The organism is Streptomyces sp. NPDC033966 (assembly GCF_055575955.1).
The window spans coordinates 322,832-337,875 of sequence record NZ_JBVIRQ010000008.1 but is presented as its reverse complement, the minus strand read 5'-3'; the positions used below and the strand labels follow the sequence as shown (position 1 = coordinate 337,875).

The window sequence follows — 15,044 nt, the reverse complement described above, 5'->3', positions numbered from 1 at the left end:
GCCGTATCAAGGGGCGGGACAAGGGTCTCAGTCGCGGGTCAACTCCGCCTCGGCTTCCGCAAGCGCGGCGGCTTCTTCCTCAGGTGCCGAGGCCACGAGGTGGTGCCGACTGTAGATCGCGAAGTAGCCGAGGGCGACGGCGTACACGGCGAGTGCGATGAGTGCCGCGTCCTTGTCCACCAGGAAGGTGGCGACGAGGGCCGAAAGGGCGAGCACGAAGGCGACTGAGGAGGTCAGGACCCCTCCGGGGGTGCGGTACGGCCGGTCCAGGGCGGGCTCGCGGCGGCGCAGCACGATGTGCGACAGGGCCATCAGGGCGTACGAGATGGTCGCCCCGAACACCGCGATGTTCAGCATCCGCGCACCGTTGCCGGTGGCCGCCGCGAGGGCGAATCCGATGGCGCCCGGAATCACCAGTCCGAGGTACGGGGCCTTGCGCTTCGAGGTGAGTGACAGGAAGCGCGGCAGGTAGCCGGCCCGGGACAGGGCGAAGAGCTGGCGGGAGCCGGCGTAGATGAGCGAGAAGAAGGACGCGACCAGCCCGGCCAGTCCGGCGTAGTTGACGAAGCGGCTGAGCGCGGTCGGTCCGCCGTCCCCCTCCAGGGCGACGACGAGGGGGTTGCCCGCGGTCCTGACGGCGTCGGCTCCCTGGGCGCCGGTGGCGGCGAAGAAGGTGATCAGGGCGAGCAGGGCGAGGACGCCCATGGCGATGGCGAGGGCCTTCGGCATGGAGCGGACCGGGTCCTTGGCCTCCTCGGCGGCCAGCGGCACGCCCTCGACGCCGAGGAAGAACCACATCCCGAAGGGGAACGCGGCCCAGATGCCGAGGACGCCGAAGGGGAGCCAGGAGCTGGACCCGAAGGCGCCGGTGTCCACGGCGATGTCGTCCAGCGAGCCCGCGTCGAACTCGGTGAGGGCGCCGAGGGCGAAGATCAGCAGCGCGGCGACGGCGACGGCGGTGACGACGAGGCTGAAGCGCAGCGCCTCGCCCACGCCCCACAGGTGGACCCCGATGAAGATGACGAAGCAGCCGAGGTAGACCGGCCAGCTGGAGGTCAGCCCGAACAGGCCGAGCGATTCGACGTAGTCGCCGATGAAGATGACGATCGCCGCCGGCGCCAGGATGTACTCGATGAGGATGGCGGTGCCGGTGAGGAAACCGCCCCAGGGGCCCAGCGCGCGGCGGGCGAAGCCGTAGCCGCCGCCCGCCGTCGGCAGGATCGTGGACAGCTCGGCGAGGGAGAAGACGAGGCAGGCGTACATGGCGCCCATGAGGACGGTGGCGATGGCCAGGCCGCCGAAACCGCCCTTGTCCAGGCCCACGTTCCAGCCGGAGAAGTCGCCGGAGACGACGTACGCGACGCCGAGCCCGGTCAGCAGCAGCCAGCCGGCGCTGCCGCGGCGCAGGGTCCGGCGCTCCAGGTACTCGGCGTCGGCGTCGCCCTTCGCGGAGGGTGGTGCGGATACGGGCAGCGGTGCGATGTCGTCGGCCATGTGCGCTCCTGCCTAGGGCACTGCGATGCAATGGTTGTGAGGCGTACCTTTGCGTCACAGGTGTGGAGCGCGCAAGACCCCTGCGTTAAACAGGGGTTACGAAAACCTCTCGCGCCCCACCGTCACCGCCCGCCTCAGGCCAGGAACCCGCGCAGCAGGGCCGCCGTACCGCAGCAGTGCTCGCGCATCACCGCCCGCGCCCCCTCGGCGTCCCGCTCCAGCACCGCCTCCACCAGGGCGGTGTGCTGCTGCTGCGAGTGCTCCAGGTTGCGCACCAGCAGCGGGATGCAGTCCAGCAGGTCGTTCACGGTCGCCCGGACGGCCGCGTACTGCGCCGTCAGCGTGGCGGAGCCGGCCAGCTCGCAGAGCGCGAGGTGGAAGAGGGTGTCCTGGCGGCGGTACTCGGAGAGCGGGGCGTCGTGGGTGGCCGCCAGCGCGGCCAGCAGCCGCTCGGCCTCCTCCTCGGACAGCCCCTGCGAGGCGCACAGCCCGGCCGCTCCCACCTCCAGCACCTCGCGGAAGCGCAGCACGTCCTCGATGTCCACCCCCGCCACGCGCCGCCGCAGCTCCTCCTCGGTGCCGCCCGCCGGGGTGTCGGGGCGGGCCAGCACGAACGTTCCGCCGTACCGGCCGCGCCGGGCCTCCACCAGGCCCTGGTCCTGCAGCACCTTGAGCACCTCGCGCAGGGTGACCCGGCTGATCCCCATCCGCTCGGCCAACTCCCGCTCGGGCGGCAGCCGTTCCCCGCCCGGCACCAGGCCCAGCCGGACCACTTGGAGGATCTGCTCCAGGGCCTCCTCGAAACCGTTGCCCGCCCGCACCTGCCGCAGCACGGGATTCAGCCGCGCGATCGCGCCACCGCCGCTCTCCGTGTCGGTCATCTCGGTTCCTCCCCTTCCCAAGCAATGGTTCTATTCAATACCTTAGGCCTCCTCGGCTCACCGAAGGAGAGATTCCAGTGGTAGACCGCATGCCGCCGCTCGCGCCCGAGGAGCTCCGCGCCCTCGTCGCGAGCGGTGAGATCGACACAGTCGTCCTGGCCTTCCCCGACATGCAGGGACGTCTTCAGGGCAAGCGGTTCGCCGCACAGTTCTTCCTCGACGAGGTCCTTGCCCACGGCACCGAGGGGTGCAACTACCTCCTCGCCGTCGACACCGACATGAACACCGTCGACGGCTACGAGATGTCCTCCTGGGACCGGGGCTACGGCGACTTCGCCATGCACCCCGACACCGCCACCCTGCGCCGCATCCCCTGGAACCCCGGCAGCGCCTTCATCATGGCCGACCTGGCCTGGAACGACCGCTCCCCGGTCGTCGCGGCACCCCGGCAGATCCTGCGCCGCCAGCTCGAACGCCTCGGCGAACTCGGCTACACCGCCATGGTCGGCACCGAGCTGGAGTTCATGGTCTTCCAGGACACCTACGAACAGGCCTGGAACGCCAACTACCGCGGCCTGACCCCCGCCAACCAGTACAACATCGACTACTCCGTCCTCGGCACCGGCCGCGTCGAGCCCCTCCTGCGCCGCATCCGCAACGAGATGCAGGCCGCCGGCCTGGTCGTCGAGTCCGCCAAGGGCGAGTGCAACCTCGGGCAGCACGAGATCGCCTTCCGCTACGACGAGGCGCTCACCACCTGCGACCAGCACGCCGTCTACAAGACCGGCGCCAAGGAGATCGCCGCCCAGGAGGGCGTCTCGCTCACCTTCATGGCCAAGTACGACGAGCGCGAGGGCAACTCCTGTCACATCCACCTCTCGCTCACCGACTCCGACGGACGCAACGCCATGGCCGGCACCGACGGCGACCAGGAACACGGCATGTCCACCGTGATGCGCCACTTCCTGGCCGGCCAGCTGGCCGCACTGCGCGACTTCTCCCTTCTCTACGCCCCGAACATCAACTCGTACAAGCGTTTCCGCCCGGGATCCTTCGCGCCCACCGCCGTCGCCTGGGGCTTCGACAACCGCACCTGCGCCCTGCGCGTCGTCGGCCACGGCCGCTCCACCCGCTTCGAGAACCGCCTCCCCGGCGGCGACGTCAACCCCTACCTCGCCGTCGCCGGCCTGGTCGCGGCCGGCATCTACGGCATCGAGAATCGCCTGGAACTCCCCGAGCCCTGCACCGGCAACGCCTACACCGCCGACTACGCCCACGTCCCCGCCACCCTGCGCGAAGCCGCGGAACTCTGGGAGAACAGCGAGATCGCCAAGGCCGCCTTCGGCCCCGAGGTCGTCGCCCACTACCGCAACATGGCCCGCGTCGAACTCGACGCCTACGACTCCGCGGTCACCGACTGGGAGCTGCGCCGCTCCTTCGAACGCCTGTAACCCCACCGAACCCGAACACCAGGAAGGCACCCACGTGTCCGATGTGCTGGCCCCCTCCCCCTTGAGGGTGTTGAATCCGGCCACCGAGGAAACCGTCGCCGTCGTCCCGGCCGCCACACGGGACGACGTCGACGCAGCCGTCGCCCGGGCCGCCAGAGCCCAGCGCGCCTGGGCGGCGGCACCCCCCGGAGACCGGGCCCGGCTCCTGCGCCGCTTCGCCGCGGTCGTCGACGGACACATCGAGGAACTGGCCCGGCTGGAGGTCAGCGAGGCCGGCCACACCATCGGCAACGCCCGCTGGGAAGCCGGCAACGTCCGCGACCTCCTCGACTTCGCCGCCGGGGGAGTGGAACGCCTCTCCGGCCGCCAGATCCCCGTGGCCGGCGGCATCGACGTCACCTTCCTCGAACCCCTCGGCGTCATCGGCGTGATCGCCCCCTGGAACTTCCCGATGCCGATCGCCGCCTGGGGCCTGGCACCCGCCCTCGCCGCCGGCAACGCCGTCATCCTCAAGCCCGCCGAGACCACCCCCCTCACCGCCCTGCGCCTCGCCGAACTCGCCCTCGAAGCCGGGATCCCCGAACACCTCTTCCAGGTGCTCCCCGGCCACGGAGCGGTCGCCGGCGACGCTCTCGTCGAACACCCCGGCGTCGCGAAGATCGTCTTCACCGGCTCCACCCGCGTCGGCAAGCAGATCATGGCCAAGTGCGCCGACCGGGTGAAGCGCGTCACCCTCGAACTCGGCGGCAAGAGCCCCAACATCGTCTTCGCCGACGCCGACCTCGAAGCCGCGGCCGCTGCCGCCCCCATGGCCTTCCTCGACAACACCGGCCAGGACTGCTGCGCCCGCACCCGGATCCTCGTACAGCGCACCGCATACGACCGCTTCCTCGAACTCGTCGCCCCCGGCATCGAGTCCGTGGCCGTCGGCGACCCCCTCGACGAGAAGACCCAGATGGGCCCGCTCATCTCCCGCGCCCAGCTCGACCGGGTCCGCTCCTACGTCACCGACGACCTCACCGCCATCCGCGGCAAGGCACCCGAAGGACCCGGCTTCTGGTACCCGCCCACCCTCGTCACGGACGCCGCCCCCACAGCGCCCGTCGCCGCCGAGGAGGTGTTCGGCCCCGTCGCCGTCGTCCTCCCCTTCGAGGACGAGGAGGACGCCGTACGCCTGGCCAACGCGACCGAGTACGGCCTCTCCGGCTCCCTCTGGACCCGCGACGTCGGCCGCGCCCTGCGCGTCTCCCGCGCCGTCCGGGCCGGCAACCTCTCCGTCAACTCCCACAGCAGCGTCCGCTACTGGACCCCCTTCGGCGGATACAAGCAGTCCGGACTCGGCCGCGAGCTCGGACCGGACGCCCTCACCGCTTTCACCGAGACCAAGAACGTCTTCATCAGCACGGAGGCCTGAACCCCATGACCGACCGCACCGAAGAGATCGTCTGCCGCCGCCTGGTCGGCCGTACCGCCGTCATCACCGGAGCCGGCAGCGGCATCGGCCTCGCCACCGCCCGCCGCCTCGCCTCCGAGGGCGCCAACATCGTCTGCGCCGACATCGACCCCGCCGCCGGCAAGGCCGCCGCCGAAGAGGTCGGCGGCACCTTCGTCCAGGTCGACGTCACCGACAAGGAACAGGTCGACGCCCTCTTCAAGACGGCCTTCGACACCTACGGCTCCGTCGACATCGCCTTCAACAACGCCGGCATCTCGCCCCCGGACGACGACTCCATCCTCACCACCGAGCTCGACGCCTGGCGCCGCGTCCAGGACGTCAACCTCACCTCCGTCTACCTCTGCTGCAAGGCCGCCCTCCCCTACATGCAGCGCCAGGGCCGCGGCTCCATCATCAACACCGCCTCCTTCGTGGCCATCATGGGCGCCGCCACCTCCCAGATCTCCTACACCGCCTCCAAGGGCGGCGTCCTCGCCATGTCCCGCGAACTCGGCGTCCAGTTCGCCCGCGAGGGCATCCGCGTCAACGCCCTCTGCCCGGGACCCGTGAACACCCCGCTGCTCCAGGAACTGTTCGCCAAGGACCCCGAGCGCGCCGCCCGCCGCCTCGTCCACATCCCGCTCGGCCGGTTCGCCGAACCCACCGAGATCGCCGCCGCCGTCGCCTTCCTCGCCAGCGACGACTCCTCCTTCATCAACGCCACCGACTTCCTGGTCGACGGCGGCATCTCCGGCGCGTACGTCACCCCCCTGTAGACATCCCGGAACCCCCCACCCGACAGCCGGGCGTCGCACGACGCCCGGCTGTCGTGCTCCACCGACCCGCGACGACCCCCACGAGGAGTGCCAGTGCCCCGACCCAGCACCAGACGCCGGTTCCAGGCCGCCGGCGCCGCCGCCCTCATGGCGGCGGGTGCCCTCATCGCCGCCGGCCCCGCCCGGGCCGCACACCCCGACTGCGCCACCCCGAAGCTCGCCGCCGGCTGGTACGGCGACAACCAGGCCCGCCTCCAACAGCTCATCGACCAGTACGGCGGCTGCGACCCGTACCGCCCGCCCGGCCGCCCCAAGCCCGTCGCCGTCTTCGACTGGGACAACACCGTCGTCAAGAACGACGTCGGCGACGCCACCCTGTTCTGGCTCCTGCGCAACGGGAAGATCCGCCAGCCCGCCGGCGGCGACTGGACCACCACCAGCCGCCACCTCACCCGGGCCGCGGCCCAGGCACTCGCCGCCGCCTGCGGCCCCCTCGCCCGCCCCGGCTCGCCCCTGCCCACCGGCACCCCCGCCGGCGCGGCCTGCGCCGACGAGATCAACGCCGTCTACGGCACCGCCACCACCCGCACCGGCAGCCCCGCCTTCGCCGGCTGGGACCGCCGCACCACCGAACCCGGCTACGCCTGGCTGGCCCAGCTGACGCAGGGCTGGACCGCGAGCGAGGTACGCGGCTTCGCGGCCGCCGCCCGCACCGAGAACCTCGCCGCGCCCATCGGCACCACGCAGCAGGTCGGCACCGGCACCGCCACCGGCTGGGTCCGCTACTACGACCAGCAGCGCGACCTCATCGACAAGCTCCGGCGCGCCGGCTTCGACGTCTGGATCAGCTCCGCCTCCCCGCAGCCCGTCGTCGAGGTCTGGGCCCGGGGCGCCGGCATCGACGCCGCCCACGTCATCGGCATCCGCAACACCACCACCCGCGACGGCAGGCTCACCGCCCACCTCCAGGGCTGCGGCTCCGTCCCCGACGGCGCCGACACGATGACCACCTACATCGACGGCAAGCGCTGCTGGATCAACAAGGAGGTCTTCGGCGTCCGGGGCCGCGCCGCCGAGAAGGTCCAGCCGGCCGCCCGCCGCCAGGTCTTCGCCGCCGGCGACTCCGACACCGACATCTCCTTCCTGCGCGACGCCACCGCCCTGCGCCTGGTGCTCAACCGCAACAAGGACGAGCTGATGTGCCGCGCCTACGACAACAGCGACGGCAAGTGGATCGTGAACCCGATGTTCATGGAGCCGAAGAAGCAGAAGACCGGCCCCTACCCCTGCTCCACCACCGGCTACGTCGACCACGACGGTACCCAGGGCCCCGTCCGCCGGGACGACACCGGCATCGTCCCCGACCAGACGGACAGCGTCTTCTGACGGGCCCCCAGGGCCTGTCCGCCGGATCAGGCCGGACAGGCCCTAGAGGAAGGTCCGCCCCTCACCCCGGTAGGTCGGAACGGAGTCCACGACCCGGTCCCCCTCCACCAGGTGCAGGGTGTCGAACCGCTCGCACAGCTCCCCGGCCTTCGCGTGCCGGAACCACACCCGGTCGCCGATCAGCAGGTCGTCGGCCGGGCTCCCCAGCAGCGGCGTCTGCACCTCGCCCGCACCCTCCTGCGGGTCGTAGCGCAGCCCCGCCGGCAGGTACGGCACCGGCAGCCGGTCGGCGCCCGCCGCCCCCGACGCCGGATAGCCCCCGCCCAGCACCGTCACCACCCCCACCCCGGGCCGCCGCACCACCGGCTGCGCGAACAGCGCGGCCGGACGCCCCCGGAACGTCGTGTAGTTGTCGAACAGCCGGGGCACGTACAGCCCCGACCCGGCGGCGATCTCCGTCACCGCCTCCTCGGCGGCCGTCTCCGCCACGCTGCCCGTACCGCCGCCGTTGACGAACTCCAGGTCCGGCACCACCGCCCGTACCGCGCGCACCGCCTCCGCCCGCCGCACCGCCAGCTCCTTGCGGGCCGTGCTCTGCATCAGCCGGATCATCCGCGCCCGCACAGGCCGCCCGGCCGGCGCGTCCCCGACCCCGGCCACGTGCCCCTCGTAGCCCATCAGGCCGACCACCCGGAACCCCGGACGCGACGCCACCACCCGCGCCAGCTCCGCCAGCTGCCCCGGCTCCCGCAACGGCGACCGCCGCGCCCCGACCCGCACCCGGCCCCCGAACAGCCGCAGGGCGGTGTCCAGTTCCAGGCAGACCCGGACCTCCTCGGCCCCGCCGTCCCGCGCCCGGTCGATCAGCTCCAGCTGCGCCGGGTCGTCCACCATCACGGTGACCGCCCGCGCGAGCTTCGCGTCCCCGGCCAGCTCCGCGAACCCGGCCCGGTCGGCGGACGGATAGGCGAGCAGCACGTCCTCGAACCCGGACCGGGCGAGCCACAGCGACTCGGCGAGGGTGTACGACATGATCCCCGCGAACCCCGGCCGGGCCAGGACCCGTTCGAGCAGCGCCCGGCACCGCACGGACTTGCTGGCCACCCGCACCGGCTTCCCGCCGGCCCGCCGGACGAGGTCGTCGGCGTTGGCGTCGAAGGCGGCCAGGTCCACGATGGCCAGGGGCGCGTCCAGATGCGCGGTCGCCCGGTCGTACCGGGCCCGGTCCGAAGTCATGGGCGGCAGCTTGCCAGACGCTTCTACCGGTGGGTAGGCCCTTGCCCCGGCCGGGCGGTGTGCGGGTGCCGCCGCTGCGCGGGGCGAGGTCCCCCACCCGCCCTTCCACCGTTCCCAGGGGCGCTGCCCCGGACCCCGCGGGCGCAGCCCTGGGGGTACCTCCCAGCGGTAGCTGGGGGAGGAACGGTGGAAGGGCGGGTAGGGGACGGCCCGCGCAGCGGTTCGGCCGGTGCGGCCGCCGCCCACCAGGGCAAGGGCCAGGCCAGGGCAAGGGCCCCGTAGAGTACGGGCAGGCAGCCGTACGGAACGGGGGGCGGAGCCGCCGCATGACCACGACGACACCACGGACCGAGGTCCTGGACGCCCCCGGACCGCCGCCGCAGCCACCGCGCCGCCACCCCGTGCGGGTCGTCACGGCCGCCGCGTGCGCCCTCCTCGGCAGCGCCCTCCTCGCCGGCGCCGCCGCCACCGCCTGGAGCGACCACCGCGCCGCGCACCGCCCCCTGCCCCCCGACGCCGCCTACCGCCAGGCCGCGTCGCTGTGGCGGTCGGCCCCCGTGGACAGCCTCCTGCCCCCCGTACTGGACGCCCCCGAAGCCGGCCCCGGCGGAGCCGACCGCAGCTGGACCCGGATCTCCCTCGCGCCCGACGCCGACTGCGGGGCCGCCCTCCCGGCCGACTGGCGGACCGCGCTTGCCGCCACCGGCTGCACCCGCGTGCTCCGCGCCACCTACACCGACGCCACCCGCAGCTCCCTCGTCACCGTCGGCCTGGTCTTCACCCCCGCCGACGCCACCGCCATGGCCGCCCTCCGGGGCCGCCTCACCGTCCCGCCCGCCTACGAGTACGCCGACGCGCGCCGCGCCGCCTGGACGGCGACGGTCTCCGCCGAGGCCCCGGCCGTCGTCTACACCGTCTCCGCCTTCGCCGACGGCCGCACCGTCGACGCGCCCGTCCCCGCCGAGGAAGCGGTCCGCCAGGGCGCCACCGGGACCGTCGCCGAAGCCGGGCTCGGCCACGACGCCAAGGCCGCCGCCGACCGGGTCGGACAGGCCCTCACCGCCCTCGCCGCCCCGGACACGGTGCCGGGCGCGGCACCGTCGAAGGGGTCCGCCCGATGAACCCGACCCCGCTGCGCGCGGCGGCCGCCGCCGGCCTCGCCGCCGCCCTCCTCGCCGTGACCGCCGCCCACCCCGCCGCCGCCGACACCATCCGCGACCGGCAGTGGGGCCTGCTCGCCCTGCGCGCCGAGGAGGCCTGGGGCACCACCCAGGGCGACGGGGTCACCGTCGCCGTCCTCGACACCGGCGTGGACGCCACCCACCCCGACCTCACCGGCCAGGTCCTCGACGGCACCGACCTCGTCGGCATGGGCGCCGGCCGCGGCGAACGCGCCTGGGCCCGCCACGGCACGGCGATGGCCAGCATCATCGCGGGCCGGGGCCACGGCCCCGACCGCTCGCAAGGGGTCCTCGGGATCGCGCCCCACGCGAAGGTCCTGCCGGTCCGGGTGATCCTCGAAGAGGGCGACCCGGGCCGCAACGAGGCCCGCGACAGCAAGTCCGGCGCCCTCGCCGAGGGCATCCGCTGGGCCGCCGACCACGGCGCCGACGTGATTAACCTCTCGCTCGGCGACGACAGCGACTCCGCGCACCACGAGGCCGCCGAGGACGAGGCCGTCCAGTACGCCCTCGGCAAGGGCGTGGTCGTCGTCGCCTCCGCGGGCAACGGCGGCGAACGCGGCGACCACACCTCCTACCCCGCCGCCTACCCCGGCGTCATCGCCGTCGCGGCCGTCGACCGCCAGGGCCGCAAGGCGCCCTTCTCCACCCGCCACTGGTACGCCACCGTCAGCGCCCCCGGCGTCGACGTGGTCATCGCCGACCCCGACCGCTCCTACTACGAGGGCTGGGGCACCAGCGCCGCCGCCGCCTTCGTCTCCGGCGCCGTGGCCCTCGTCAAGGCCGCCCACCCGGGCCTGTCCCCGGCCCAGGTCAAGAAGCTGCTGGAGGACACCGCAGCCGAGCGCCCGGCCGGAGGCCGCGACGACGGCCGGGGCCACGGCACGGTCGACGCCGTCGCCGCGCTCCAGGCGGGCGCCGCGCTGCGCCCCGAGGCGCCCGTCCCCACCGCCGTCGCGGCCGGGCGGCGGTACTTCGGCCCCGGCCCCGAGCGGGCCCGCCCCGCCGGGCGCCGGAAGGTGCCCGGGGTCCCGGCGGCGGCGGCCGGGGGAGCGGTCCTGCTGGTGCTGGCCGCCGTACTGGCCCGGCGCCCGCGCGCCGCACGGCGGGACACGTCGGGATAGGGTCGGTTGATTGTGGCGACCAAGAACATTCCAGACCCCGGTTTCTCCGACGACGACGGCACCGCCGACCCCCGGCTGAGCGCCGCCCTGGCCGCCTGGGCGGCCGACCGGGCGGCCGAACCGCAGCTGCTGGCGGCGCTGAAGGACGCCCGGCTGCTGGTGCCCGTCGTGGCGATGCTCGGCGAGGTCGAGACCGACCCGGAGACCGGCCTCAAGCGCGAGAAGACCAGCGACATGGCCGTGCCGACGCTGACGGCGGGGAACCGGCGGGCGCTGCCCGCCTTCACCTCGATCGCCTCGCTGGCCCTGTGGGACCCGGCGGCCCGCCCCGTGGCGGTCCCGCTGCACCAGGCGCTCGCCGCCGCCGCGCACGAGAAGGCCGACACCGTCGTCATCGACCTGGCGGGCCCCGTCCCGTACCAGCTGACCGGCCCCGCGCTGCTCGCGCTCGCCGAGGGCCGCACGGACGCCGACCCGCTGGCGGACCCCGCCGTGCGCGAGGCGGTACGGGCGGCCGTGGCCGCCGAGCCCGCCGTGCTCCGCGCCCACCTGGGCCGGGGCGGCGCCGACGCGGACGGCACCCTGGCCATCGTGCTCTCCGCCGACGCCGAGCCGGCCCCGGCGGCCCGCCGGGTGGCCGAGGCCCTGGCGGCGGACGAGACCCTGCGCGGCCGGCTCGTACGCGGCCTGGACCTGGCCCTGCTCCCGGCCGACGCCCCGGTCCCGCCGGGGGACGCGCTCTTCACGCGCTGAGGCCCGTACGCACGCCGAAGGGCCGTCCGCGGAAACTCGCGGGCGGCCCTTCGGCGGCTGAGCGGAATGCGGGGAGGGCGGGGCGGGATCAGGCGTAGACCGGGCCCGTGAACTTCTCGCCCGGGCCCTGGCCCGGCTCGTCCTGGACGATCGAGGCCTCGCGGAAGGCCAGCTGGAGCGACTTCAGGCCGTCGCGCAGCGGGGCGGCGTGGAAGGAGCTGATCTCGGTGGCGCTGGCGGTCACCAGGCCGGCCAGGGCGGTGATCAGCTTGCGGGCCTCGTCGAGGTCCTTGTGCTCGGAGTCCGGCTTGTCCAGGCCCAGGTTGACCGCCGCGGCGCTCAGCAGGTGGACGGCCACCGTGGTGATGACCTCGACGGCCGGGACGTCCGCGATGTCGCGGGTCATCTCGTCGTAGTCGGGAGTGGTGGAATCGGAGGGCGTCGCGTCAGTCATGCGCTCCACGATAGGTCGTGCGGCGGCCTTGCATTGCGTGGGGTACTATGTACATCGACCGGCCGGACACATGCGTGCCCGGCCCACAAGTGGAGGCTCCGATCTCCCACCCGACCACCCTCCGGGGAGGCGGGTCTTCCGGTCAGGCGGTATCCATCGTTCCGTACGGACGATGGAAAGCCGCCGAGTTGCGCCCCGCGGTTCGCACGCGGCGGTGCTCCGGTTGTTTTGGAGCCCCTGCCTGTGCCCGGCGGGGCTTTTTTCGTTCTCCGCCGCGGTTTAGGTCTGACGACAAAAGACGTCAGCGGCTGTCTGCCAGGCAGCCGTGTGGTGCTACCGAGGAGGATCCATCAGCACCGAGCCCCGCATCAACGATCGGATTCGCGTCCCTGAGGTGCGACTCGTCGGTCCCAGCGGCGAACAGGTGGGCATCGTCCCGCTTGCGAAGGCGCTTGAGCTCGCGCAGGAATACGACCTGGACCTGGTCGAGGTCGCCGCCTCCGCGCGTCCGCCGGTCTGCAAGCTCATGGACTACGGCAAGTTCAAGTACGAGTCGGCCATGAAGGCCCGTGAGGCGCGCAAGAACCAGGCGCACACGGTCATCAAGGAGATGAAGCTCCGGCCGAAGATCGACCCGCACGACTATGACACCAAGAAGGGTCACGTCGTTCGGTTCCTCAAGCAGGGCGACAAGGTCAAGATCACGATCATGTTCCGTGGTCGCGAGCAGTCCCGGCCGGAACTCGGCTACCGACTGCTGCAGCGTCTCGCTTCGGACGTCGAGGACCTCGGCTTCATCGAGTCGAACCCGAAGCAGGACGGCCGAAACATGATCATGGTTCTCGGTCCGCACAAGAAGAAGACCGAGGCGATGGCCGAAGCCCGCGAGGCGCAGGCCGCGCGCAAGGCCGAGCGCCAGGGCGGTACCGCCGCCGAGGCCGCTCCGGACGAGGCCGAGGTCGTCGAGGCTGCCGAGGTCGTCGAGGCCGAGGCCGAGGCCGACGGCTCCGCCGAGGCGAACGCCGAGGCCTGATCCCGGGACAGCCCGTTCCGGATCACCCAACAACATGACGCTCCCGCAGGCCGGTCCCTGTGACCGGCGGGAGCGCCACCGACGAGGAGATAACGGCGCCATGCCGAAGAACAAGACGCACAGCGGTACCAAGAAGCGCTTCAAGGTCACCGGCTCCGGCAAGGTGCTCCGCGAGCGCGCCGGCAAGCGCCACCTGCTCGAGCACAAGTCGTCCCGCATCACCCGTCGCCTGACCGGCAACGCGGAGATGGCTCCCGGCGACGCCGCGAAGATCAAGAAGCTTCTCGGCATCTGATGTCCTCCGCTCCCCCCGGGGGAGCGGGACGTCAGCACCGGGACCCCATCGAATTCCGGGCCGTGTGACGACATCCACGGCCCCGCTACAAGGAGTAAAAAGTGGCACGCGTCAAGCGGGCAGTAAACGCCCACAAGAAGCGCCGGGCGATCCTCGAGGCGGCCTCCGGCTACCGCGGTCAGCGTTCGCGCCTGTACCGCAAGGCCAAGGAGCAGGTCACCCACTCGCTGGTCTACAACTTCAACGACCGCAAGAAGCGCAAGGGCGACTTCCGTCAGCTGTGGATCCAGCGCATCAACGCCGCTGCCCGCCAGAACGGCATGACGTACAACCGCCTCATCCAGGGTCTGAAGGCCGCCAACATCGAGGTGGACCGCAAGATCCTCGCGGAGCTGGCCGTCAACGACGCCAACGCGTTCGCCGCGCTGGTCGAGGTCGCGCAGAAGGCCCTCCCGGCCGACGTCAACGCGCCCAAGGCCGCTGCCTAAAGCCTGGCCGGCCGCGTAAGCAGTCGGCATCCCCGGACCCGCAGGCGAATCGCCTGCGGGTCCGAGTGTTTTCCCCGCACGGCGGAGGTGCCCCCGCACCGCCCGTGCCCGCACCGCTCGCGCCCCGCGCGCCCCGCACCCCGAGAGGGACCGCAGAGACCATGGCCGACCTGGGTCACCACGAGCTGATCTCCCCCCGATCCCCGCGGGTGGCCGCCGCCCGGCGGCTGGCGCGGCGCAACTTCCGCACCAAGGAGCGCCGGTTCATCGCCGAGGGTCCGCAGGCCGTCCGCGAGGCGGTCGAGCACCGCGGGGCCCAGGGCGCGACCCTGATCGAACTGTTCGCCACCGTCGAGGCCGCCGAGCGCTACGCCGACATCGTCGAGGCCGCGCTGCTGGCCGGTGCCCGGGTGCACTACGCCTCCGACGAGGTGCTCGCCGAGGTCTCGCAGACCGTGACCCCGCAGGGCCTGGTGGGCGTCTGCCACTTCCTGGACTCCCCGTTCGAGCAGATCCTGGCGGCCGGGCCCCGCCTGGTCGCCGTCCTGGCCCACGTCCGCGACCCCGGGAACGCCGGTACGGTGCTGCGCTGCGCGGACGCCGCCGGCGCCGACGCCGTGGTGCTGACCGACGCCTCCGTCGACCTGTACAACCCGAAGTCCGTACGCGCCTCCGTGGGCTCCCTCTTCCACCTCCCGGTGGCCGTCGGCGTGCCCGTGGAGCAGGCCGTGGAGGGGCTGCGGGCCGCCGGAGTGCGGATCCTGGCCGCCGACGGCGCCGGGGAGGACGACCTGGACGCCGAGCTGGACGCGGGCACCATGGGCGGGCCCTCCGCCTGGGTCTTCGGCAACGAGGCCTGGGGCCTGCCCGAGGAGACCCGGGCGCTCGCGGACGCCGTCGTGCGGGTCCCGATCCACGGCAAGGCCGAGAGCCTGAACCTCGCGACGGCCGCCGCCGTGTGCCTCTACGCGTCCGCGCGTGCACAGCGGGCGCCCGGAGGGTGCCGCTCCGTGACCCCCAGCTAGTAATGTGGCCGTCCGGGGGCCCACTGAGCTAC

General features: G+C 73.1%; 15 protein-coding genes. 11 read left to right on the top strand and 4 right to left on the bottom strand.

Going from position 1 to position 15,044, the window contains the following annotated elements:
• Positions 1-27 precede the first annotated feature (27 nt).
• Both eat and ACZ518_RS24335 read right to left on the bottom strand, forming a co-directional pair.
• A complete protein-coding gene (gene eat, locus ACZ518_RS24340) occupies positions 28-1,494 on the bottom strand; it encodes an ethanolamine permease (RefSeq protein WP_469115097.1) in 1,467 nt (488 codons plus the stop codon).
• A gap of 134 nt (positions 1,495-1,628) precedes the next feature.
• The gene (locus ACZ518_RS24335) at positions 1,629-2,375 is read right to left on the bottom strand and encodes a FadR/GntR family transcriptional regulator (RefSeq protein ID WP_469115096.1); all 747 of its coding nucleotides are present in this window, start codon (positions 2,373-2,375) and stop codon (positions 1,629-1,631) included.
• A 77-nt stretch (positions 2,376-2,452) separates the two neighbouring features.
• Here ACZ518_RS24335 and ACZ518_RS24330 point away from each other — a divergent pair, with 77 nt between their 5' ends.
• The 4 genes from ACZ518_RS24330 (at position 2,453) to ACZ518_RS24315 (ending at position 7,423) form a co-directional block, all read left to right on the top strand.
• Complete coding sequence (locus tag ACZ518_RS24330; RefSeq protein WP_385770466.1) at positions 2,453-3,826, top strand: glutamine synthetase family protein; 1,374 nt, start codon at positions 2,453-2,455, stop codon at positions 3,824-3,826.
• A 34-nt stretch (positions 3,827-3,860) separates the two neighbouring features.
• Entirely contained in the window at positions 3,861-5,240 is a 1,380-nt protein-coding gene (locus ACZ518_RS24325; RefSeq protein ID WP_469115095.1) for an aldehyde dehydrogenase family protein, read from the top strand.
• A gap of 5 nt (positions 5,241-5,245) precedes the next feature.
• Positions 5,246-6,037, top strand: a complete 792-nt coding sequence (locus ACZ518_RS24320; RefSeq protein WP_405981506.1) for a 3-oxoacyl-ACP reductase — start codon at positions 5,246-5,248, stop codon at positions 6,035-6,037.
• 93 nt (positions 6,038-6,130) lie between these two features.
• Positions 6,131-7,423, top strand: coding sequence for a haloacid dehalogenase-like hydrolase (locus tag ACZ518_RS24315; RefSeq protein WP_469115094.1), 1,293 nt, complete (start codon positions 6,131-6,133; stop codon positions 7,421-7,423).
• 42 nt (positions 7,424-7,465) lie between these two features.
• Here the strand turns inward: ACZ518_RS24315 and ACZ518_RS24310 are convergent, their stop codons facing one another.
• Entirely contained in the window at positions 7,466-8,659 is a 1,194-nt protein-coding gene (locus tag ACZ518_RS24310; RefSeq protein WP_469115093.1) for an amino acid deaminase/aldolase, read from the bottom strand.
• A gap of 326 nt (positions 8,660-8,985) precedes the next feature.
• On the opposite strand from ACZ518_RS24310, the gene ACZ518_RS24305 reads away from it, so the two are divergent.
• Genes ACZ518_RS24305 through ACZ518_RS24295 form a run of 3 tightly spaced genes read left to right on the top strand, consistent with a single transcriptional unit; the run spans position 8,986 to position 11,717 of the window.
• Positions 8,986-9,780: a hypothetical protein gene (locus ACZ518_RS24305; protein WP_469115092.1), complete on the top strand. Its 795-nt coding sequence runs from the start codon at positions 8,986-8,988 to the stop codon at positions 9,778-9,780.
• Complete coding sequence (mycP, locus tag ACZ518_RS24300) at positions 9,777-10,964, top strand: type VII secretion-associated serine protease mycosin (RefSeq protein WP_469115091.1); 1,188 nt, start codon at positions 9,777-9,779, stop codon at positions 10,962-10,964. The genes ACZ518_RS24305 and mycP overlap by 4 nt, the downstream gene beginning before the upstream one ends.
• 12 nt (positions 10,965-10,976) lie before the next feature.
• Positions 10,977-11,717, top strand: a complete 741-nt coding sequence (locus tag ACZ518_RS24295) for an SseB family protein (protein ID WP_469115090.1) — start codon at positions 10,977-10,979, stop codon at positions 11,715-11,717.
• Positions 11,718-11,805: 88 nt separating this feature from the next.
• Here the strand turns inward: ACZ518_RS24295 and ACZ518_RS24290 are convergent, their stop codons facing one another.
• On the bottom strand, positions 11,806-12,171 hold the full coding sequence (locus tag ACZ518_RS24290; protein ID WP_042800665.1) for a DUF1844 domain-containing protein: 366 nt from the start codon (positions 12,169-12,171) through the stop codon (positions 11,806-11,808).
• Positions 12,172-12,496: 325 nt separating this feature from the next.
• Here ACZ518_RS24290 and infC point away from each other — a divergent pair, with 325 nt between their 5' ends.
• The 4 genes from infC to ACZ518_RS24270 all read left to right on the top strand — a co-directional run bounded on the left by infC (position 12,497) and on the right by ACZ518_RS24270 (position 15,012).
• Entirely contained in the window at positions 12,497-13,204 is a 708-nt protein-coding gene (infC, locus tag ACZ518_RS24285) for a translation initiation factor IF-3 (protein ID WP_469115089.1), read from the top strand.
• A 100-nt stretch (positions 13,205-13,304) separates the two neighbouring features.
• Positions 13,305-13,499 carry a 50S ribosomal protein L35 gene (rpmI, locus tag ACZ518_RS24280; RefSeq protein ID WP_007263144.1) on the top strand — a complete coding sequence of 65 codons (195 nt, stop codon included), beginning with the start codon at positions 13,305-13,307 and terminating at the stop codon, positions 13,497-13,499.
• 101 nt (positions 13,500-13,600) lie between these two features.
• The gene (rplT, locus tag ACZ518_RS24275) at positions 13,601-13,987 is read left to right on the top strand and encodes a 50S ribosomal protein L20 (RefSeq protein ID WP_007263143.1); all 387 of its coding nucleotides are present in this window, start codon (positions 13,601-13,603) and stop codon (positions 13,985-13,987) included.
• 170 nt (positions 13,988-14,157) lie between these two features.
• On the top strand, positions 14,158-15,012 hold the full coding sequence (locus ACZ518_RS24270) for a TrmH family RNA methyltransferase (protein WP_469115142.1): 855 nt from the start codon (positions 14,158-14,160) through the stop codon (positions 15,010-15,012).
• Positions 15,013-15,044 lie beyond the last annotated feature (32 nt).